The 21,575-nt window shown below is 72.4% G+C and carries 13 protein-coding genes, 1 pseudogene and 4 riboswitches; of the genes and pseudogenes, 5 read left to right on the top strand and 9 right to left on the bottom strand.

Going from position 1 to position 21,575, the window contains the following annotated elements; genetic code table 11:
• From EAO73_RS15465 to EAO73_RS15450, 4 genes are all read right to left on the bottom strand, one after another.
• Nucleotides 1–867 (bottom strand): ABC transporter ATP-binding protein (locus EAO73_RS15465; RefSeq protein WP_147972119.1); only part of this gene is annotated, 867 nt, incomplete at its 3' end.
• Entirely contained in the window at nucleotides 864–2,048 is a 1,185-nt protein-coding gene (locus EAO73_RS15460; RefSeq protein ID WP_191134090.1) for an energy-coupling factor transporter transmembrane component T, read from the bottom strand. The genes EAO73_RS15460 and EAO73_RS15465, both read right to left, overlap by 4 nt.
• Nucleotides 2,045–2,944, bottom strand: a complete 900-nt coding sequence (locus EAO73_RS15455; RefSeq protein ID WP_147972118.1) for a hypothetical protein — start codon at nucleotides 2,942–2,944, stop codon at nucleotides 2,045–2,047. Before EAO73_RS15455 ends, EAO73_RS15460 begins: the two co-directional genes overlap by 4 nt.
• Nucleotides 2,941–5,718, bottom strand: coding sequence for a prenyltransferase/squalene oxidase repeat-containing protein (locus tag EAO73_RS15450; RefSeq protein WP_191134089.1), 2,778 nt, complete (start codon nucleotides 5,716–5,718; stop codon nucleotides 2,941–2,943). Before EAO73_RS15450 ends, EAO73_RS15455 begins: the two co-directional genes overlap by 4 nt.
• Nucleotides 5,719–5,858: 140 nt before the next feature.
• Nucleotides 5,859–5,928, bottom strand: a riboswitch (cobalamin riboswitch).
• A 140-nt stretch (nucleotides 5,929–6,068) separates the two neighbouring features.
• Nucleotides 6,069–6,143, top strand: a riboswitch (cobalamin riboswitch).
• A 125-nt stretch (nucleotides 6,144–6,268) separates the two neighbouring features.
• Between EAO73_RS15450 and EAO73_RS15445 the strand changes: the two genes are divergently transcribed.
• Nucleotides 6,269–7,681 carry a hypothetical protein gene (locus tag EAO73_RS15445; RefSeq protein WP_147972117.1) on the top strand — a complete coding sequence of 471 codons (1,413 nt, stop codon included), beginning with the start codon at nucleotides 6,269–6,271 and terminating at the stop codon, nucleotides 7,679–7,681.
• A 60-nt stretch (nucleotides 7,682–7,741) separates the two neighbouring features.
• On the opposite strand, the gene EAO73_RS15440 is transcribed toward EAO73_RS15445, so the two are convergent.
• Entirely contained in the window at nucleotides 7,742–9,154 is a 1,413-nt protein-coding gene (locus tag EAO73_RS15440) for a short-chain fatty acyl-CoA regulator family protein (RefSeq protein ID WP_147972116.1), read from the bottom strand.
• Nucleotides 9,155–9,539: 385 nt separating this feature from the next.
• Between EAO73_RS15440 and aceA the strand changes: the two genes are divergently transcribed.
• From aceA to metE, 4 genes are all read left to right on the top strand, one after another.
• On the top strand, nucleotides 9,540–10,823 hold the full coding sequence (gene aceA / locus EAO73_RS15435; protein ID WP_147972115.1) for an isocitrate lyase: 1,284 nt from the start codon (nucleotides 9,540–9,542) through the stop codon (nucleotides 10,821–10,823).
• Nucleotides 10,824–11,126: 303 nt separating this feature from the next.
• A complete protein-coding gene (gene aceB / locus EAO73_RS15425; protein ID WP_147972114.1) occupies nucleotides 11,127–12,719 on the top strand; it encodes a malate synthase A in 1,593 nt (530 codons plus the stop codon).
• Nucleotides 12,716–13,585, top strand: a complete 870-nt coding sequence (locus EAO73_RS15420) for a 3-hydroxybutyryl-CoA dehydrogenase (RefSeq protein ID WP_147972113.1) — start codon at nucleotides 12,716–12,718, stop codon at nucleotides 13,583–13,585. The genes aceB and EAO73_RS15420 overlap by 4 nt, the downstream gene beginning before the upstream one ends.
• 189 nt (nucleotides 13,586–13,774) lie before the next feature.
• Nucleotides 13,775–13,992, top strand: a riboswitch (cobalamin riboswitch).
• 169 nt (nucleotides 13,993–14,161) lie between these two features.
• Nucleotides 14,162–16,480: a 5-methyltetrahydropteroyltriglutamate--homocysteine S-methyltransferase gene (metE, locus tag EAO73_RS15415; protein ID WP_147972112.1), complete on the top strand. Its 2,319-nt coding sequence runs from the start codon at nucleotides 14,162–14,164 to the stop codon at nucleotides 16,478–16,480.
• Nucleotides 16,481–16,531: 51 nt separating this feature from the next.
• Here the strand turns inward: metE and EAO73_RS15410 are convergent, their stop codons facing one another.
• The 4 genes and pseudogenes from EAO73_RS15410 to EAO73_RS15395 all read right to left on the bottom strand — a co-directional run bounded on the left by EAO73_RS15410 (nucleotide 16,532) and on the right by EAO73_RS15395 (nucleotide 21,385).
• On the bottom strand, nucleotides 16,532–16,924 hold the full coding sequence (locus EAO73_RS15410) for a hypothetical protein (RefSeq protein ID WP_191134088.1): 393 nt from the start codon (nucleotides 16,922–16,924) through the stop codon (nucleotides 16,532–16,534).
• 61 nt (nucleotides 16,925–16,985) lie between these two features.
• A riboswitch (cobalamin riboswitch) is annotated at nucleotides 16,986–17,051 on the bottom strand.
• Between the two features lie 76 nt (nucleotides 17,052–17,127).
• A complete protein-coding gene (locus EAO73_RS15405) occupies nucleotides 17,128–17,622 on the bottom strand; it encodes a molybdopterin-dependent oxidoreductase (protein WP_147972111.1) in 495 nt (164 codons plus the stop codon).
• 147 nt (nucleotides 17,623–17,769) lie between these two features.
• Nucleotides 17,770–20,552, bottom strand: a pseudogene (locus tag EAO73_RS15400) (molybdopterin-dependent oxidoreductase).
• A complete protein-coding gene (locus tag EAO73_RS15395) occupies nucleotides 20,549–21,385 on the bottom strand; it encodes an FAD binding domain-containing protein (protein WP_147972110.1) in 837 nt (278 codons plus the stop codon). The pseudogene EAO73_RS15400 and the gene EAO73_RS15395 overlap by 4 nt, the downstream one beginning before the upstream one ends.
• Nucleotides 21,386–21,575 lie beyond the last annotated feature (190 nt).

Here is a 21,575-nt window from a genome sequence, read left to right as displayed (position 1 = left end):
CAGCAGGGTGGCGGCGTCGGCGGGCGGGGCGGGGCGCACGCGTTCGGGGCAGACTCCGGCGAGCCCGGTCCGCAGCGGGGCGGCGGCACGGCGGGCGTCGCGGACGGAGAGCGGCAGCGGGTCCCAGCCGACGGCGCGGGCGAGGTCCACGAGGGGCGGGGCGATGGAGGACGTGCGCAGGATGCCGGCGGGGGCACCGTGGACCGCGCGGCCGTCGCCGGGCAGGTGGATGACCCGGTCGGCGTACTGGACGACGCGCTCCAGGCGGTGTTCGGCCATGAGGACGGTGACGCCGAGGTCGTGGACGAGGCGGGTGACGGCCGCCAGGACCTCGTCGGCGGCGGTGGGGTCCAGCGCGGAGGTGGGTTCGTCCAGGACGAGGACGCGGGGGTGGGCGGTGAGCACGGAGCCGATCGCGACACGCTGCTGCTGCCCGCCGGAGAGCTCGTGGAGGGCGCGGTGGCGCAGGTCGGCGAGGCCCAGGAGGTCGAGGGTCTCTTCGACGCGTTTGCGCATGACGGCGGGCGGGGTCGCCAACTGCTCCATCGCGTAGGCGAGTTCCTCTTCGACGGTGTCCGTGACGAAGCCGTCGAGCGGGTCCTGTCCGACGACACCGACGACGTCGGCGAGTTCCCGGGGCGGATGGTGGGCGGTGTCCCGGCCGTCGACGGTGACACGGCCGTACAGGGTGCCGCCGGTGAAGTGCGGCACCAGGCCGTTGACGGCGCCCAGGAGCGTGGACTTGCCGACGCCGGTGTGCCCGACGACGAGGCAGAGTTCGCCCTCCTCGACGGTGAGGTCGACTTCGCGGAGGGCGGGTTCGGCCGTGTCCTCGTACTGGACGGTGACCTGGTCGAAGGTGATCACGTGGCTTCGGCTTTCTCGGCGCGCGGCCGGGGTACGGCCGGGCGGGGCGCGGCCGGGGGTGGTGCGAGGAAGCCGGCCGTACCGGCGAGCAGGATCGCGCAGGCCGGCACCACGGGCAGGGTGGGCCAGCTGAGCGGATAGATGGAGGGGTTGAGCTCGGCGGCGTCGTACCCCATGTTGCTGAACAGCAGCACGGCGGCGATCGTCCCGGCGCCGGCGACGGTCCACTCGGGCAGCAGCCAGGGATCGGGCCGGTAGGTGGTCCGCGACACCCGGCGTCCGCCCAGGCGCAGGCCCGCGACGCACAGCACGGCGCCCGTCGCCATGGCCGGGAAACCGAGGAAGCGGGGCGCGGTCGCGTCGAGGAGCCCGTACGCCCCGGCACAGAGCCCGCACATGCCGAGGAGCATCAGCGCGCCGGTGGCACGCCGGGAGTCGCGGGTCGCGGTGCCGGCCCGCCCGTATCCCCGGGAGTCCATGCCGGCGGCGAGCCGCAGAGAGCGTTCCAGGGCGTCCTCCAGGACGGGGACGACGATGCCGCGCAGGGCCTTCAGCCCCTTGTTGCGGCCGGCGCGGAGTCTGCGCGCGCGGGCGACACGCTGGACGCTCTGGACGAGTTGGGGCGCGACGCTGATGGCGACGGTGACGGCGACGCCGAGTTCGTGCAGGGCGCCGGGCAGGACGCGCAGGGCGCGCTTCGGGTTGGCGAGGGTGTTGGCGGCGCCGATGCAGCAGAGCATGCAGGCGAGCCGGAGCCCGTCGGTGGCGGCCGACAGCAGGGCCTCCAGCGAGACGGGGCCGCCGAGTTGGATGCCCGCGTACCAGTCGGGGGTGGGGATGTGCGGGAGCGAGAAGAGGAAATGGTCGTGCGGGGTGATGCCGGTCGCGAACACCGCCCGGAACAGGACGCGGATCGCGACGACGGTGAGGGCGAGGTACAGGTAGTACTTGAAGCCGCGCGCCCAGGGGGCCTCGGTGCGGCGTGCGGTGACGACGTAGCCGAGGACGGCGAGGACGAGGAACAGCAGCAGCGGGTTGTTGGTGCGGCTGACCGCCGTGGCCAGGGCGAGCGCCCAGATCCACCAGGCGACGGGGTGCAGGGTCCTGGGCAGGCGCCGGCCGCCGGTGTCCGGCGTGTGGCCGGACACCGGGACGGCCGCCACGCCGGTCGTGCCGCTCACTCGGTGCGGCGCCGGCGCCTGGCCGCGTAGACGGCGGCCCCGCCGACGAGCAGGATCAGCGCGCCGCCGGCGACGACCGGGACGACGGATCCCGCGTCGGTCTTCGCGTCGCTCGCCGGGGCGGCGACGAGCACGTCAGGACCCGTACTCGACGCGATCGGGGTGGGCGTGGCGGTCTCCGACGGGCTCGGCGACGCGGACTGCGACGGGCTGGGGGAAGGCGTCGGCGAGGCGGACGCCGACGGCGTGGGCTTCTTCGTGGGGGACGCCTTCGGCCCGGTGTCCGTGCCGGGCGGCAGCTCGGGGGCGCGCTCGGTCGACTCCGGCTTGCCCACGTCGCCCTGCGCCTTGGTGTTGTGGGCGCGCAACTGGTCCGGGGTGAGGGTCGGCCGGCCCTTGGTGCCGCCGATGTCGGTGCCGCCGAAGATCCACAGGTCGACGCTGCCCGGCTTCGGCTTGTACAGCATGGCGCCGAGCTGGCTGTACTCCCAGGTGCTCGCGCCCGGGTCGGCATGCCAGTAGGACCAGTAGGCGGAGGCGGGCGGCGTCAGGACGCAGTCCTCCTGCTGGGGCGTCGGGTACTGCTTGCCGCCCTGGTGGCCGCTGTAGCCGATCCGGCAGATGAAGGCCGGGCCGTCGTGTCCGGTGCCGGTGGTGCGCCAGCCGCCCTGGTTGAGGAGTTCGTACCCGGTGGTGGGGGTAGTTCCGCAGGAGCGGTAGACGGGCCCGCCCCAGTGGCTGAAGTCGACCGCGAGCACGACGCCGGAGGTGGTGGTGCACCGGCCCATGGGCTGCGGATCGGCCGTGGCCGACGGCGCGTTGGCCGTCAGCGCGGCGGCCCCGAGCAGCAGGGCGACGATCGCGCGTACGGCCCCGCGCCAGGTGGGGGTCCTCATATCCGGCCCTCCGCTTCGGCCCGGCGCCGGGACACGACGACGAACCACCAGCCGGCGGCCACGAGCAGCGCCGCCGCGCCGGCGAGGGCGCCGATCCGCACACCGGTCGAGGCGAGGGCGCCGCCTCCCCCGTCGGTGTCGACGATGTTTCCGGTGCCGCCGGGCGTGATGATCTGCGGGGTGGATGCGCTGGGGACGGGCTGCGGGGTGGTGCCCTCCAGGCTGCGTTCCAGCAGGGCGAAGGAGATACCGGTGGCTCCGCCGACCGCCTGGGCGGAGGCGCGCAGGTTCGATCCGCGCTGACCGTCCTGGGCGACGTTGAAACCGCCGTCGGAATTCTGCTGGCCGGCCAGGAACTTCAGGGCCTTGCCGATCTCGGAGTCGTAGCGCTTCTGGTCCAGCGAGAGCCCCTGGATGGCGAGGGCCGCCGAGTTGACCGAGTTGCCGGCCGCGCCGGGGAAGCCGCCGTCGGGCAGCTGCTTGCCCGCGATCCAGGACAGCGCCTTGTCGACGGCCCGGTCCGCCTTGTCGCCGCCGGCAAGGTCCAGGGCCATGGCGGCGATAGAGGTCGAGTCGACGTCCGAGTCACCCGTGGCGGGGATCAGGCTGGGCCAGGCCCCGCTGTCGTGCTGGAGGCTTTCCAGGTACGCGATCGGCTTCTGGGCGGCGTCCTTCTCGTCCGCCCTCAGCTGGGCCATGATCGCGAGGGACTGGGAGAAGACGGAGGGCGCGTAGGTGTAGGCGCCCTCGGCCGCGCAGCTGCGGTCCGGGGCCTTGCTCGCCTTCTCACAGACGGCGGTGTTCAGCGCGGCGATGAGGTCCTTGCCGCCGAAGTCGCGCGGGTCGCGGCCCACGGCCTCGGCGAGGAGGGCGGCCTTGCCCATGGAGCCGCCCAGCGCGTACTTCGTACCGGCGCCGGTCCAGTCCTGGAGGGTCTTGCCGTCGCCGTCCTTGCCCCCGTGGTCGAGGAAGTCGACGATGCCGCGCAGCTTGTCGTTGTCGAGGCCGGTTGCGGCGAGGGAGTACGCGCCGTCGATGGTGAGCCCGAAGTCCGCGCCGGGGAGCTTCGGGTCGGCCGGGTAGTACTGGCCCTGACGGAGGTTGGCGGCGCTGGTGAGGTAGGCGACGCCCTTCTTCAGGTCGGGACCTTCGCCGGCCGGGCGGCTGGGCCCGGTGGTGGGACGGTCCGTCGTGGTCGGCCCGGTGGTGGGCGGCTCGGTCGTGGGCGACTCGGTGGCCGGCGGGTCGGTCGGGTCGGGCTGCTTCGTGGTGAGGCGGCCGAGGTCGGTACCCGCGCCTGCGAGGACGGCGGGCGAGGTCGCGTAGAGCGCCGGGTCGGTGGCGTCCTCCTCGAACCCGAAGCCCCCGCCGTCGAGTTGTTCGCGGGACAGCCAGGCGACCGCCGCGTCCGCGTGGGCGGTGGCGTCCAGCGCGCGCAGGGCCTGGGCGGCGTACCCGGTGGCGTAGACGCTGCCGGTGGTAGCACCGGTGTACCCGGGGAAGGCCCCGTCCTGGCGCTGGGCCTTCTTCAGATACGCCACGGCCTGCTCGACCGCCTTGTCCTGACCGCCCGCCTCGTGCAGGGCGAGGGCGACCAGGCCGGTGGTGCCGGGGTCCCCGTCGCAGTACTCGCCGGGCCGGATCAGGATGCTGGTGACACCGCCGTCCTCGCACTGGAGCTGGGTGAGCCGGGCCACCGCCTCGGCCGGGGGCGTGACACCGGCGCGGAGCACGGCGAGCACGGCCAGCGCCTGGCCGTCCCCGTAGCCGGCGTTACGGAAGTCGCCCTTGGCGGTGCAGCCGGGTGTGGGGCTGCCCGATTCGGGACCCGCCGGGCAGACGTGGCCGACGAGGTCCGCGATCAGGTCGTGCCCGCCGAAGCCGCGCGGGTCGCCCTCCGTGGCCTCGGCCACCAGGGCGAGGCGCGCGGCGGCGGTGGCGTCCGGGGCCTCGTCCTTGCCCGACGGGTAGGCGTACGCGTCGGTGTGGTCGGCGAGGAAGGCCGTCACCTTCGCGAGGTGGGCGTTCTCCGGGTCGGCGGCGGCGAGCGCGTACAACGCCTCGGTGGTCAGCAGGAAGTTGGGCGTGTCGGCGCCGTCGTCCACGACGCGTTCGCCGTCCTTGAGCGTGCCGCCGATCCAGCCGGCCGCCGCCGCGAGGTCGATCTGCCCGGCGGGGACGGTGGGCGTGTTCCCCGGGTCGGGGGTCCCGGTCCCGCCGCCGGCGCGCACGTCGTCGGGGGTGAACGTCGGCTTGCCGGTGCTGCCGCCGATGTCGGTGCCGCCGAACACCCAGGCGTCGACGTCACCGTCCTTCAGCTTGCGGCTCATGGCGCCGTACTGGCTGTACGTCCACCGGTTGGTGCCCGGGGACGCGGTCCAGTACGACCAGTACGCGGTGGCCGGCGGGGTGAGGACGCAGGCCTCCTGCTTCTCGGTCGGGTACTGGGTGCCCGAGCCGAGGCCGATGCGGCAGATGAAGGCGGGGCCGTCGTGCTGGGTGCCCTCGGTGGTGAAGCCCCCGTCGTGCAGGAGGTCGTAGCCGGTGGTCGGCGTCATGTCGCAGCCGCGCTCGACCTTCCCGCCGAAGGGGCCGAAGTCGACGGCGACGACGGCTCCTTCGGTGGCCGTGCAGTCGCCGACCGGGTCTGCCGCGGCGGCGGGCGTGACCGTGACGAGTGTCACGCACATGGCAAGCAGCAGGAAGCCCGTGGATATCAGGGCCAGGAGCGCACGTGCGCCCGTCTGCCGGTCTCTTCGCTGTGCGGTCTCCACCGCGGCCCCCTCGTCACGTCCCGTCGGGGACATGAACGTGGCAGAGGCGGCCCGTCACCGCGCGCGATCCGGCGCAGGGCAGGGCTGGTCGACCACGCCGTAGTCCGCGACGGCGCTTCTCGCTGCAGTAATCGGCCCCAGGTAATCCGGCTCGCCCGGCGGTGCCGGGCCTACGGTTGCGGGTCAGCGCCGGATTTCGACCGGCTTCCCCTGGGACTCAGTGCTTGTCGAGCGGATTGCAGCACGGTGGTTCCCGGAACGTCAAGACGGCCCCGGCGACCGACGGTCCGGCCGGCGGGGCCGTCTGGCGGGGCGGTCCGGCGTCCGGTAGCGTCCCGCCCTGCCACATGGGGGAACCCGGTGAGAGTCCGGGGCTGACGCGCAGCGGTGTGGAACGGCGGGGGCCGTTCCGAGCCCGAATGCCCACGCGGCGAAGCACTTCAGGAAGCCGGTCCACGCGTTCGGGCGGCGGCCCTGCCCGCTGCTGCCTCCCGCCTGGTCCGGTGAGCATCGCGGGTCCGGTCGGCGCCCCTCATCCCAGGAGCAGGCCATGTCCCGCCTCACCTTTCCGCGCCGTCTCGCGTTCACCGCGTCCGCATCGCTCGGCGCGTTCTGTCTGACCGTTCTGCCGGCCGCCGCGACGACCACCCCCGCCCAGATCGCCACCTCGAAGACGAACGGGGTCGCCTACCTCAAGTCGCTCCAGGCGGCGGACGGTTCGTACGCCGGGACGGGGCTGTCCAACGAGTGGGCGTTCAGCGCGCTCGCCGCCGCCGGAACGGCCGCCGTCGACGTCACACCGGGCGGCGACACCACGAAGAACGCGAGATCGGTCTACCGCACCCTGCTCGCCACGGCGGCCTGGCCGTCCGCCTCACCGGTGGTCACCGACTACGAGCGCGCCACGCTCAACGCGTACGCGGCGGGCATCGACCCGTCCCGCGTCTCCGCGTCGCGCAACCTGATCGGGGACATCTACGGCTACTGGCAGACGGCCGAGCCGGGTTACTTCGGCCCGTCGGCGAACTTCAACGGAACCGTGTTCGCGGCGCTCGCGCTGGGCGGCGCCAGGACCCAGGCCGGTGCGCAGCGCATACCCCAGTCGTTGCGGAACGCGCTGATCACCCGAATCCGCGCCAACCAGCACGACGACGGCGGCTGGAACTACAGCAAGGCCGAGGGCGACCCGACGCAGCTCGCCACCACCAGCGACATCGACATGACGGGTGCGGCGATGGCCGCGCTGTGCGTCTCCGGCGTCGCGAACACCGACACCGACATCACGCAGGCGAAGGCGTTCCTCAAGAGCAAGCTCATCCCCGCCAGCGGCGCGTTCAACGCGATGTTCGGGATCAACACCGACTCCAACGGCTGGGCCGTCTCCGGGCTCAACGCCTGTGGGATCAACCCGCAGACGGGCGACTTCCTGACCTCGGCCGGCAAGACCCCGGTGGACTTCCTCATCGCCCAGCAGTTCAACCCCGGCGGCGGCTTCAAGTACCTGCCCAGTGACACCTCGCCGTCCGCCTACGCGTCCATCGACGGCCTGCGCGCGGTTGCGGGAGGCGGCTTCACCGCCGCTCCCCCGGTCCCGGCCACCAGCGGTGCGCCCCAGTGGGTGGCGCAGAGCGCCTTCACCTCGGGCACCGCGACGAAGCTGGCCCTGACCGTGGACGACGGCACGGGCGGCCTCAAGGTGTGCTCGGTCGCGTTCACCCCCACCGGGACGACGGCCACGCTCGGCGCGGTGCTGGACGCGGCCACGACGGCGGCCACGCCCTCCGGCTGCGTGAGCGGGGTGACGCCCGCGTCGGGCACCGGCACCCTCACCTCGCTCAACGGCAAGGCCAACAGCGGTTCGAACACCTGGAAGGTGAGCGTCGACGGCTCGTCGTTCGCCGGTGCGACCCGGGGGAAGGTGCTCCACGCGGGTGACACGATCGCCCTGCGCTGGGGCAGCTGAGCCTCCCCGCCCACAGGCCGCCGGCCCGGTCCCCGCTCGCGCGGGGGCCGGGCCGTTGCCTCAGCCGGCCGGGTCGCCGTCCCGGGCCGGGTAGGGCACGAAGGTGCTGCTGTTCTCGTCGATGCGCAGCGGCCGGCCGAGCGGGGGTGCGGCGCGCTGGGAGCAGTCGAGGCGTTCGCAGACCCGGCATCCCATGCCGATGGGGGTGGCGAGGGAGGCGTTGGTGAGGTCGAGGCCGTCCGAGTAGACGAGGCGGTGGGCGTGCCGGATCTCGCAGCCGAGCCCGATGGCGTAGGTCTTGCCGGGTTCGCCCCAGCCGCCCCGGTGCCGGGTGACGGCCCGTGCCATCCACAAGTACCGCTGCCCGTCCGGCATTTCGGCGACCTGTACGTCGATGCGCCCCGGGGCGGTGAACGCCTCGTAGACGTTCCACAGGGGGCAGGTGCCGCCGGCCCGTGAGAAGTGGAACCCGGTCGCGGACTGCCGTTTGGAGAGGTTGCCGGCCCGGTCGACGCGTACGAACGAGAAGGGCACCCCGCGCAGTCTCGGCCGTTGCAGGGTGCTCAGCCGGTGGCAGATGGTCTCGTAGCCGAGGCCGAAGTGGTCGGCGAGCCGCTCGATGTCGTAGCGCACGTCCTCGGCAGCCGAGTGGAAGGCGGCGTACGGGAGGATCAGGGCGGCGGCGAAGTAGTTGGCGATACCGATCCGGGCGAGGGCATGGCTGGGCGACCCGGGCGCGAAGTCCTCGGAGGCCTGCCGGTCGAGACCGTCCCCGTGTTCCAGGAGGGCCAGTTGGGTGGCCATGCGGAACGCGCGCTGCCCGGGGCGCAGCCGCGGGGACAGGTGCAGGGTGCGGCTTCGCTCGTCGTACCGGTGCAGCCGCCCTGCGGGTTCGGCGGCCAGGCGGATCCCGTGGGCGTCGGCGAGTCTCGCGGTGAGGGCCCCGGATACCTCGCCGGGGCGGACGCCGATCTCGCCGGCGAGGCGTTCGGCCGCGACGTCCGTGTCGTGCAGGTAGTTCTGCCGGCGGTAGAAGAAGTCGCGGATCGCCTCATGGGGCGTGGTGGTGGCCGCCCGGTCGCGGTCCCGGCCGTCCGCCGCCCCCGCCAGGCGCTCGGAGAGCTGCTGGTTGCGCCGGCCGAGGTCCAGCAGCACCTTGGCCACCGCCGGCATCCGGGCGGCCAGTTCGCCCAGCTCGGACGGGGAGACCCGGGACTCGGTGATCTCCCCGGCCAGGGCCTCCCGGAGATCGGCGAGGAGGCGGGTGGTGTCGCGCTCGGAGAAGAAGGCCGGATCCACGCCGAACGCCTCGGTCAGCCGGAGCAGGACGGGCACGGTGAGCGGGCGGGAGTCGTGCTCCATCTGGTTGAGATAGCTCGGTGAGATGCCGAGGACGCGCGCGAGGTCCGCCTGTTTCATCCGGCGTTCCTCGCGCAGCTGCCGCAGCCGCGCGCCCGCGTACGTCTTGCTCACCGGTCCGCTCCTCGATGCCGGGATTCCGTCGGGTCAGCGTAGCCGAACAAGCCACCTTGCCGGGCTTCGCAAGATTGGCAAATCGGCCCGTGAAGATTCGCAGATGTTGGCACACATCCCCCCTTGATGGCACTCAGTGCCAGTGCCAGAGTCGTGGTGCGGCCCGCCGGCAACGGCAGGGACACCCTGGATCCGGGGCACGGTTTCCTCCCTGACGCCGGAGATCCCGGTCAAGGTGACAGCCCCTGCGTCGGCAACATTGCCCAGCTCCACCGCCACGTGCCGGCGGGTCGCGTATTCCAGCTGATGACACCAAGTGCCACCTCCGTTCACATCCGGACGACGACGTTGGCAACCAGTACAAACCGAGAAGGCGGAGACAGCCATGGCAGACGCGAGGACACATGCGGCCGAGGACCTGGCACGGCGCTGGGCGACCGACCCGCGCTGGAAGGGAATCGAGCGCACCTACGGCGCCGGGGACGTGGTACGGCTCGCCGGCAGCGTCCGCGAGGAGCACACCCTCGCCCGGCGTGGTGCCGAACGGCTGTGGCGGCAGCTGCACGACCTCGACTACGTCCACGCGCTCGGCGCGCTGACCGGCGGCCAGGCCGTCCAGCAGGTCAGGGCGGGACTCCAGGCGATCTACCTCTCCGGCTGGCAGGTGGCCGCCGACGCCAACCAGGCCGGGCACACCTACCCCGACCAGAGCCTCTACCCCGTCAACTCGGTCCCCCAGGTCGTCCGGCGCATCAGCAACGCGCTGCTGCGCGCCGACCAGATCGCCACCGCCGAGGACGCCGGCGACACGACCGACTGGCTCGCGCCGATCGTCGCGGACGCGGAGGCCGGTTTCGGCGGTCCGCTCAACGCCTTCGAGCTGACCAAGGCGATGATCGCGGCGGGCGCGGCCGGCATCCACTACGAGGACCAGCTCGCGTCCGAGAAGAAGTGCGGCCACCTCGGCGGCAAGGTCCTCGTGCCGACCTCGCAGCACATCCGCACGCTGAACGCGGCCCGCCTGGCAGCCGACATCGCGGACACCCCGACCGTGATCATCGCCCGTACGGACGCGCTGGCGGCGAACCTGCTGACCTCGGACGTCGACGAGCGGGACGCCGAATTCGTCACCGGCGAGCGCACGGCCGAGGGCTTCTACCAGGTCCGTAACGGCATGGCCCCGGTCATCGCGCGCGGTCTCGCCTACGCCCCGTACGCCGATCTGATCTGGGTCGAGACCGGCACCCCGGACCTGGCGCAGGCCCGCGAGTTCGCCGAGGCGATCCACGCGCGGCACCCGGACCAGATGCTCGCGTACAACTGCTCGCCGTCCTTCAACTGGAAGGCGGCCCTGGACGACGACCAGATCGCCAAGTTCCAGCGCGAACTGGGCGCGATGGGCTACAAGTTCCAGTTCATCACGCTGGCCGGCTTCCACTCCCTCAACCACGGGATGTTCGACCTGGCGCGCGGCTACGCCGACCACGGCATGACCGCGTACGTCGATCTCCAGGAGAAGGAGTTCGCCGCCCAGGCGCAGGGCTTCACCGCCGTCAAGCACCAGCGCGAGGTGGGCACCGGCTACTTCGACCTGGTCTCCACCGCCGTCAACCCGGCCTCCTCCACGACCGCTCTGTCCGGTTCCACGGAGGAAGAGCAGTTCCACTAGGGCCTTTCGTTCGGATCAGGCTGGATCAGGGAGCGGGGCGTGGTGCGTGCGGCTGCAAGGCGGAGGAGGGCGACAACGCGGAGCGTTGGCAACCGACGACAACGCCGGGGGGCCCTCCCTGCTCGAGCGAAGCCGAGAGCTCGGGGGAGTGCGTGCCACGCCCCGCGAGCCCAGCATGATCCGAACGAAAGGCCCTAGGCCGCTGAGCCGGACCGCGCGGGTCCGGTCGGCACCGGCCGCGGAGGGGGACGACCGTCCCCGTCCCCCTCCGCGGCCGGTGCCGACCCCCCTCAGGAGAGCCCGATGACCACCACCGCACTCACCCAGCAGGTCCGTGTCCTCGCCGCACCCGGCCGACGGCACGACGAGATCCTCACCCCCGCCGCCCTGGAGTTCATCGGCCGGCTCGCCGAGGCGTTCGAGCCGCGCCGGCAGTGGCTGCTGAAGGAACGCCGCCGCCAGGCACTGCGACTGGCCTCGGGCTCGCCCCTGGACTTCCCCATGATCACCGCCCCGGTGCGCGACGACCGCACCTGGCGGGTGGCGCCTCCAGCGCCGGGGCTGACCGACCGGCGGGTCGAGATCACCGGGCCGCCCGACCGCCGTATGGCCGTCAACGCGCTCAACTCGGGGGCGAAGGTGTGGATGGCCGACTTCGAGGACGCCACCGCGCCCCTGTGGGAGAACATCGTCGACGGCCAGCTCACCCTGCTGGACGCCGTCGAACGCCGCATCGACTTCACGACGCCGGACGGCAAGGAGTACCGGCTCGGCGACCGGCCCGCCACGATCATGGTCCGCCCGCGCGGCTGGCACCTGGACGAGGAGCACCTGGAGTACGACGGCCGTCCGGTGCCGGCCGCGCTCGTCGACTTCGGCCTGTACTTCTTCCACTGCGCCCAGCGGCAGATCGACGCCGGGTCCGGCCCGTACTTCTACCTGCCGAAGCTGGAGAACCGTTACGAGGCCCAGCTCTGGAACGACGCCTTCCTCCTCGCGCAGGAGCTGCTCTCCATCCCGCGCGGCACGGTCCGGGCCACCGTGCTCATCGAGACGATCACCGCCGCGTTCGAGATGGAGGAGATCCTCTACGAGCTGCGCGAGCACAGCGCCGGGCTCAACGCGGGCCGCTGGGACTACCTCTTCAGCATCATCAAGACCTTCGGCCACCGCACCGACTTCCTGCTGCCGGACCGCGCCAAGGTGACGATGACGGCGCCGTTCATGCGGGCGTACACCGAACTGCTGGTGCGCACCTGCCACCGGCGCGGCGCCCACGCCATCGGCGGCATGGCCGCGCAGGTCCCGGGGAAGGACCCGGCCGCCGACGAAGCCGCGTTCGCCAAGGTCCGGCTCGACAAGGAGCGGGAGGCGGAGGACGGCTTCGACGGGTCCTGGGTGGCGCACCCGGCACTCGTCCCCGTCTGCCGGGACGTCTTCGACGGTGTCCTCGGCGCGCGCCCGCACCAGCTGGACCGCACCCGCGACGACGTCGAGGTCACCCCGGCCGAGCTGCTGTCCGTCCGCCGGATCAGCGGCCCGCCCACCCCGGAGGGCGTCCGGACCAACATCTCCGTCGCGCTGCGGTACTACGCGGCATGGCTGCGCGGGCAGGGCGCGGTCGCGGTCGACGGGCTGATGGAGGACGCGGCCACCGCCGAGATCGCCCGCGTTCAGATCTGGCAGTGGCTGCGGCACCGGGTGATCGACCGGGAGACCGTGACGGCGTTGCTCGACGAGGAGATCGCCGCTCTCGGCGCCGAGTACCCGTGGGCGCCCGTCGACGACATCCGCATCCTCTTCGAACAGACTTCCATGCAGGGCGAGTTGCCGCAGTTCTTCACTCCGGGCGCCTACACCCGTCACCTGGTCCGCCGCCAGGAGGTGCGGGCATGAGCGCGGGCATCACACGCGTCGGGGTGGTCGGCGGCGGGCAGATGGGGGCGGGCATCGCGGAGGTGTGCGCGCGTGCCGGGCTGGACACCGTGGTCTGCGAGGTGGACGCCACGGCCGCCGGCCGGGCACGCGAACGGGTGGCCGCCTCGCTCGACCGGGCGGTGCGGCGCGGCAAGCTCGACCGGGCGGCGGCACAGGAGGCACTCGCCCGGACCGTGTTCTCCGGCAGCCTGGAGGACCTGGCCGACCGGCAGCTGGTCGTCGAGGCCGTCGTCGAGAACCCCGACGCCAAGACCGAGGTCTTCGCCGCCCTGGACAAGATCGTCGAGGACCCGGCGGCCGTCCTGGCCACCAACACCTCGTCCCTGCCGGTGATGCGGCTCGGCATGGCCACGAGCCGCGCCGACCGGGTCGTGGGACTCCACTTCTTCAACCCGGTGCCCGTGCTGCCGCTGGTCGAGGTCGTGACCTCCCTGCACACCTCGGCCGCGACCACCGCCGCCGTGCAGGGCTTCGCCACCCGGATGCTCGGGAAGACCGTGATCCGCAGCCAGGACCGGGCGGGCTTCGTCGTCAACGCACTCCTCGTCCCGTATCTGCTCTCCGCGATCCGGATGGCCGAGTCGGGCTTCGCCACGGCCGGTGACATCGACAACGGGATGGAGCTGGGCTGCGCCCACCCGATGGGGCCGCTGAAGCTCGCCGACCTGATCGGCCTGGACACCGTCGCCTCGATCGCGGAATCGCTCTACGACGAGTTCAAGGAACCCCTCTACGCACCTCCCCCACTGCTCCAGCGGATGGTGGAGGCGGGGCTGCTGGGCCGGAAGGCCGGCCGTGGGTTCCACACCTACGACCAGGACTGAGGGCCTGGTACGACGCGGGCCGAGGGGCCCGCACCCATCACGGGGCTGAGGGACCCGGCGACACACGGGGAAGAGGGGCGGGAGGCGTCGGCACGACGCCTCCCGCCCCCTTGCCGTGCCTGCTCGGGGGTGTCCCGTCGCACCTTCCGGATGCTGGACGGTGTGTCTCTTCCCGCCATGCCACGGCGTAGGGTGGGCGCAGCAGCTGGTTCACCCCGCCCGCCAGGCGGGGTGTCGCAAGAGGGAACCCGGTGGGAATCCGGGACTGCCCCGCAGCGGTGAGCGGGAACGACCGCCGTCATACGCACTGGGCCCGGACGGGTCTGGGAAGCGACGGCCAATAGGTGTCCTCCGTACGGAGGACGTGCCCGCGAGTCCGAAGACCTGCCAACTGCCCACGTGCGGACCATTCCGCATGTGGACATCCCGGTGACCTCGTGGGCGGGTCGGCGTACACACCAGACGGAGCGACCGTGCCTGTGCCGCGCGGGGTCGCGGCCGTCCGGTTCGTCCTTCCCTTCGCGCTCTCGTCCCGTCGCCGGGATTTCAGGGATTCATCTCGCGAAGGAGATCTCCGTGACAGCGAAGTCCGCAGCCGCGGCAGCATGGGCCACCGTGTACGGCTACCCCCGCCAGGGGCAGAACCGGGAACTCAAGAAGGCCATCGAGGGCTACTGGAAGGGCCGCGTCACCGCCGACGCCCTCCGGGAGACCGCGGCGGACCTGCGCCGCGCCAACCGGCAGCAGCTCACCGACGCCGGCATCCACGAGATCCCCACCGGTGACTTCTCGTACTACGACCACGTCCTGGACACCAGCGTCATGGTCGGCGCGATCCCGGAGCGCCACCGCGCCGCCGTCGCGGCCGACGCGGTGGACGGCTACTTCGCCATGGCGCGGGGCACGCAGGACGTGGCGCCGCTGGAGATGACCAAGTGGTTCGACACGAACTACCACTACCTGGTCCCCGAACTCGGCCCCGACACCGTCTTCACGACCGACTCCACCAAGCAGGTCGCGGAGCTGAAGGAGGCGCTGGCCCAGGGCCTCACCGCCCGGCCCGTGCTGGTCGGCCCCGTCACCTATCTGCTGCTCGCCAAGCCGGCCCCCGGTGTGCCCGCCGACTTCGAGCCGCTGACCCTGCTCGACCGGCTGCTGCCGGTGTACGCGGAGGTGCTCGCGGATCTGCGTGCGGCCGGGGCCGAGTGGGTGCAGCTGGACGAGCCTGCGCTCGTCGAGGACCGCACTCCGTCCGAGCTCAACGCCGCCGAACGCGCCTACCGCGACCTCGGCGCGCTCACCGACCGGCCGAAGCTGCTCGTGGCCTCCTACTTCGACCGGCTGGGTGAGGCGCTTCCGGTCCTGGCGAAGTCCCCCGTGGAGGGCCTGGCGCTCGACTTCACCGAGGCGGCCGCCGGCAATCTGGATGCCCTGGCGGCCGTCGGAGGACTGCCCGGCAAGCGCCTGGTCGCCGGGGTCGTCAACGGCCGCAACATCTGGATCAACGACCTGCAGAAGTCGCTGTCCACGCTCGGCACCCTGCTGGGCCTCGCCGACCGGGTCGATGTCGCCGCCTCCTGCTCCCTGCTGCATGTGCCCCTGGACACCGCGCCGGAGCGGGACATCAACCCGCAGATCCTGCGCTGGCTCGCCTTCGCCCGCCAGAAGACCGCCGAGATCGTCACCCTCGCCCAGGGCCTCGCGCAGGGAACCGGCGCCATCAGCGGCGAGCTTGCCGCCAACAAGGCAGCCCTCGCCTCCCGGACGGACTCCCCCATCACCCGGGACCCCGCCGTGCGCGCCCGCTCTGAGGCCGTCACGGAGGCCGACGCCCGCCGCTCCCAGCCATACGTCGAGCGGGCCGCGGCCCAACGGGCGCATCTGGGGCTGCCGTTGCTGCCGACGACGACCATCGGCTCCTTCCCGCAGACGACCGAACTGCGCACGGCCCGCGCCGACCTGCGCGCCGGACGCATCGGCACCGAGGGGTACGAGGAGCGCATCCGGGCCGAGATCGGTGAGGTCATCTCCTTCCAGGAGAAGACCGGCATCGACGTCCTGGTGCACGGCGAGCCCGAACGCAACGACATGGTGCAGTACTTCGCCGAGCAGCTGACCGGCTACCTCGCCACACAGCACGGCTGGGTGCAGTCGTACGGCACGCGGTACGTGCGTCCGCCGATCCTCGCGGGCGACATCTCGCGTCCCGAGCCGATGACGGTGCGCTGGACCTCGTACGCCCAGTCGCTGAGCGACCGGCCCGTGAAGGGCATGCTCACCGGTCCGGTCACCATGCTCGCCTGGTCGTTCGTGCGCGACGACCAGCCGCTCGGCGAGACCGCCCGGCAGGTCGCCCTCGCCCTGCGCGACGAGGTCGATGACCTGGAGGCGAGCGGCACTTCGGTCATCCAGGTGGACGAGCCCGCGCTGCGCGAGACGCTGCCGCTGCGGGCCGCCGACCGTGCGGACTACCTGGCCTGGGCCACCGAGGCGTTCCGGCTCACCACCAGCGGGGTGCGGCCGGACACCCAGATCCACACGCACATGTGCTACGCGGAGTTCGGTGACATCGTCCAGGCCATCGACGACCTCGACGCCGATGTCATCAGCCTGGAGGCCGCCCGCTCCCATATGCAGGTCGCCCACGAACTGGCCGCCCACGGCTACCCGCGCGAGGCGGGACCGGGTGTCTACGACATCCACTCGCCGCGCGTCCCGAGCACCGAGGAGGCCGCCGCGCTCCTGCGTACCGGGCTGAAGGCGATCCCCGCCGAGCGGCTGTGGGTCAACCCCGACTGCGGCCTGAAGACCCGCGGCTGGCCGGAGACGCGGGCCTCCCTGGAGAACCTGGTCGCCGCCGCCCGTACCGTCCGGGGCGAACTGCCCACCTCCTGAACCGCGGACGCATCCGGGCCGGGACGCGCGGTCCCGGCCCGGATGCCGCACTCACACCCGCGCGGAACGCTGGTTCGGTACGAACACGTACAGGTCGAGGATGGCCGGCATCGGCGCCACTCCCGGACCGCCCGCGTTCACCCACGCGATGATGTCCTCGGTGGCGTCCGGGTCGTTGACCAGGCCCAGCCATACCGGCCTGGCCCCGCCGCGACGGGCTTCGGCCGACGGCTGCACGACGATGACGTTGGCCTGCTCGCACACGTCCAGACACTCGGAGACACGCATCGGGACGGCCGAGCGCAGCCGCGCCGTCTGGGTCCTGTGGTCGCCCGCCACCTTGACCGTGCCGCAGCAGCAGTCCCGGCAGACCACCACCCTGCTGGGCGCCGGCCCCTCCGTCACGCCCCGGCCCACCGCCGTATCGGCCGCTGTTCGCGCCATCCCGCAACCCGCCTCTCACCGGGGAGATCCGCCCCGGAGTCCATGGAGGGGGCGACGGTGTGAGTCTCTGGCTCCCGGAACACCGGTCACAGTGGCGGTACCGCGCCGGATTCACACCGGCTTCCTCGGATTCCCGTCGCCCAAATCGCCGGTCATCGTCTCATGGGCCCCGCAACGGCCCACGTCCGAGGCCCGCGCTCCCGTCACACGCCGAGGGGAAGCGCGCCGTCGTGAGCGTGGCAGCCGAGCCAGATGCCGGTGACCGCGCTGACGTAGCGCGCGCCGCACCGGTCGGACGGGACGACCAGCTGGGTGCCGGACGCGTCGAGGTCGTCGTCGTCCATGCGGGTGGCGAGCAGGACCGGCGCGTTGCCGAAGTCCGCGTCGATCTCCGCCCAGGACATGACGGTGTGGTGGCCGTCGCCGCCGCTCACCGCGAGCAGAAAGCGGGAGCGCTCCTTGCGGCGGAGCGGGGCGAAGCCGGGCAACGTCGCGGCCACCACCTCGCGCAGCAGAGGACCGGCGAAGGTATGGCGCTGCGGTCCCGAGGTCGCGCAGTCGAAGACGACCTCGGCCCGGTGCTGCTCCCAGTCCCGCCGCAGGCGCGCGACGGACAGGGTGACGGGATCGGCCAGGTCGCCCCAGAGCGCGAACGTGCCCGTGGGTGTGGGACGCGGGGCGGTGCTACGTCGGCTCATGGTCGGTCCCCTCGCGGCGGTCGGTGCGGCGGCTGCGCGCAGTGATACCCGACCGCCGGAGCGGTGAACCGCGTTTGCGATGCCGTGTCGCCTTTTCAGCTCGCATTTCTGAGCTATACACGAGTACGAGCCTGGCGGGACCCTGGTCTATCGGCCGAGGTCCCCCGCCCGCCGGTCCAGTGCGAGCCACACGCGGTCGCGGGTCACCGGGAGTTCCGTGAACCGGATGCCCGTGGCGTCCCGCAGCGCGTTGGCGAGCGCGGGCGCGACCGGGTTGAAGGGGCTCTCGCTCATCGACTTGGCGCCGAGCGGGCCGATCGAGTCGGAGGTCTCCGTGAAGGTGACCTCGGTGCGGGGCACGTCCGCGTACTGGGGCAGCCGGTAGCGGCGGAACGCCGCCGTGGTGACCTCGCCCCGGTCGTCGACCCGGACGGTCTCGAAGAGCGTCGCGCCCAGGGCCTGGGCGACGCCGCCCTCGACCTGGCCGCGGCACTGCATCGGGTTCATGACCTTCCCGGCGTCGGCGGCGTGGACGCTGCGCAGGATACGGATCTCGCCGGTGCCCGGATCGACGGCGACCCGGAACCACTGGGCGTTGAACGCGACCGAGCGCGGCGACCCGCCCCAGTGCCCGTCGGCCGCCAGCTCGTCCGCCGCGCCCACAGCGTGCCCCGCCTCGTACAGCTCCTTGAGCGTGACGAGCCGTCCGGCGCAGTCGACGGACTCCGCGCCGAGCACGCACAGGTGCCGGGCCACCCCCGTGTGACGCGCGGCCAGAGTGCGCAGGCGCTGCTCCAGGGAGGTCGCGGCGAGCAGCACCGCCTTGCCCGCGACGACCGTGCCGGCCGAGCCGAAGGCGCCGGTGTCGTGGCGGACGACGTCCGTGTCGGACTGGCGGATCGCGATCCGGTCCGCGGTGGTGTTGAGGGCGCCGGCGGTGAGCTGTTTGTGGACGGTGGTGGTGCCGTTGCCGAACTCCGCGGTGCCGACGGCGATGTCGTACGTCCCGTCCGGCAGGAGCGAGACCCGGGCGTCGGCGTAGTGGCCGCCGGGCGGCCCGGTGGCGATCATGGCCATTCCCGTGCCCTGCCCGGTCAGCCACCCCTCGGGGGCGTCGTCGGCGCTGCGGTCCTCGGCGATGGCCTTCCGCACCACGGACAGACACTGGTCGAGTCCGTAGGACGCGATGTGCAGGTCCTCCTCCTCACCGATCGGGCTGATCATGGGTTCGCCGGGACCGATGATGTTCTTCTCGCGGAGGACCAGCGGGTCCATGCCGAGGCGCCGCGCGAGTTCGTCCATGACGGATTCGACGGCGAACGTGACCTGGCCGAGGCCGTAGCCCCGGAAGGCGCCCGCCGGGACGACGTTGGTGTAGACGGAGTACGCGTCGACCTTCTTGTGCGGCGCCCGGTAGACGGCGAACGACTCGCCGACGCTGTGGAACATCACCGCCGGACCGTGGTTGCCGTACGCACCGGTGTTCGACACCACCCACATCCGCAGGGCGGTAAGCGTGCCGTCCCTGCGGACCCCGGCCTTGACGGCGATGGTGAACGGGTGGCGGGTGGTGGCGCCGTAGAACTGCTCGGCGCGGGTGTACTCCAGCTTCACCGGGCGCCGCAGCCTCAGTGCGGCGAGGGTGACGATGTCCTCGGTGAGCATCTCCTGCTTGCCGCCGAAGCCGCCGCCGACCCGGCCCGCGACCACCCGCACCTCGTCCTCGGGCAGCCCGTACAGCGCGCAGAGTGCCCGCCGGGTCAGGAACGGCGTCTGGGTCGAGGAGCGTACGGTCAGCCGCTCCCCCGTGCCGTCCTCCTTGGGTTCGAAGTACGCGACACAGCCGTGGGTCTCCAGGCTGGCGTGCTGCACCCGCTGGGTACGGAAGGTCTCCTCGTGGACGAGGTCGGCCTCGGCGAAGCCGTCCTCGACCGAGCCGGTCTCGCCGTGCACCTCTCCCGCCACGTTCTCCGCAACCCGGGCGATGCGGGCGTCGGGCCCCTTCCCGGCGTGGATGACGGGCGCGCCGGGGCGCATCGCCTCCTCCGGGTCCGTGACATGGGGCAGGACCTCGTACGTCACCTCGATCCGCCGGCACCCCTCCTCGGCGGCCTGTTCGCTGTCCGCGACGACAGCCGCGACCCGCTGGCCCACATACCGGACGACGTCGTCCAGGACCCGGGTGTCGTCGGGGTCCTCGGTGGGGTGCTCGTGCCGGGCGGACGAGTACAGCGTGTCCGGCGCGTCCTCGTGGGTGAGCACGGCGACGACCCCCGGCACGCGCAGAGCGGCGGCCGTGCCGATCGCGAGGATGCGGGCGTGCGGGTGCGGTGAGCGCAGCAGCTTCATGTGAGCAGGCCGGGCACCTCGATGTCGAAGGTGTAGCGGGCGGTGCCGGTGACGACCTGCGGCCCGGCCGGTGCGCCGACGTTGCGCCCCACCGCCTGCCCCGCACACGGGCGTTCGGTGTGCTTGACGCCCCGGACGGCGTCCTCGATCGCCCGGTAGCCGGTGCAGCGGCAGAGATTGCCCTTGAACGCGCGCGGCAGGTCGTCCAGTTTGCCGTCGTCGTGCTCGGTGCCGCGTTCCGCCTCCAGGGCCGCCGTGGTCATCAGGAACCCGGCGGTGCAGAACCCGCACTGATAGCCCTGCGCGTCGAGGGACTTGCGCTGTACGGGGTGGAGTTCGTCGTCCGCCGTGGACAGGCCCTCGACGGTTGTCACCGTACGGCCTTCGGCGCGGGCCGCCGGGTAGAGGCAGCTGTGCACGGGTTCGCCGTCGACGTGGACGGTGCAGGCGCCGCAGTCCCCGGCGTCGCAGCCCTTCTTCACGCCGAACCAGCCGCGTTCGCGCAGATAGGTCCGCAGGCACTGGCCGCCGCGCGGCTCCTCCTCGAACGTCCGCCCGTTGACATGGAGTTCGTAACTCATCGGTCGTCCTTTCCGGCTGCTTCGGCCAGCTCGCGGCGGACCTCTTCGGCGAGGCGCAGCCCCATGTGCCGGCGCCACTCGGGCAGTCCGTGGATGTCGTCGAACCACTCGGCTCCGGACACCGCCGTGTCGATGGCCGACCGCAGCCGCCCGGCCGTCGGCGGCAACGGGAACCAGAAGCGGAAGGGCCGGACCGTGGCGGCGGTGACCGTCACGGCGAGCGAGCCGTCCACCGGGTCGAGCGTGCCGATGACAAGTGCGCCGGAGCGGCCGAGTCCGTACAGCGAGGCCTGCCGGAAGGCCGTACGGCATTCCAGCGCCCGCCCGGGGAGCGTCACCGAACGCAGCAGCTCGCCCTCCGCGAGGTCCTTCCGGCCCGCGCCCCGGATGAAGTCGGCCACTTTGGCCTCGCGCACGGAACCGTCCTGGGCGCGGAGCAGGCAGGTGCCGTCGAGCGCGGCCGTCAGCGAGATCATCGGCCCGGCCGGCAGGCCGTTGCACAGGTTCCCGCCGACGGTCGCCATGTTCCAGATCTTGAACGAGGCGAGGAAGGCCCGGCAACACTGTTCGAAGAGCGGGGCGGCCGGCGCGTGCAGCGAGCGGCGGCCGTAGCGGGACAGCTGAGCGATCGTGCAGGTCGCGGAGATCTCCAGCGAACCGTCCGCGTGGCGCGTCAGCGGCTCCCAGCCCAGCCGGCTCAGGTCGACCAGGCGGCGCAGGTGCGGCTGGGGCTCGGAGAACAGGTACGTGCCTCCTCCCAGCCAGGCGTCCCCGGTCCGCCACGGCTCCCGCAGGCGCGCGTCCCTCACGTCGGTGATCGTGTTCAGATCCATCCCACCCAGCCCTCCGACCGATGTCTCCGAGCCAGTGAAGCGGCCGGGACGCCCGGGTACGACTGGACGCGAACCCGGAAAACGTCCACCTCCGGACCCCGGTACCTGGAGGATCAAACAAGAGACGTTTTACGCCTGAGGCTTTGCATCTACGATGCGATGACTCGCATTCGCCTCGTGAATGCAAGTG

The sequence above is a fragment of the Streptomyces sp. col6 genome, assembly GCF_008042035.1.
Classification (GTDB): domain Bacteria; phylum Actinomycetota; class Actinomycetes; order Streptomycetales; family Streptomycetaceae; genus Streptomyces.
This window is presented reverse-complemented; position numbering and strand designations above follow the sequence as displayed.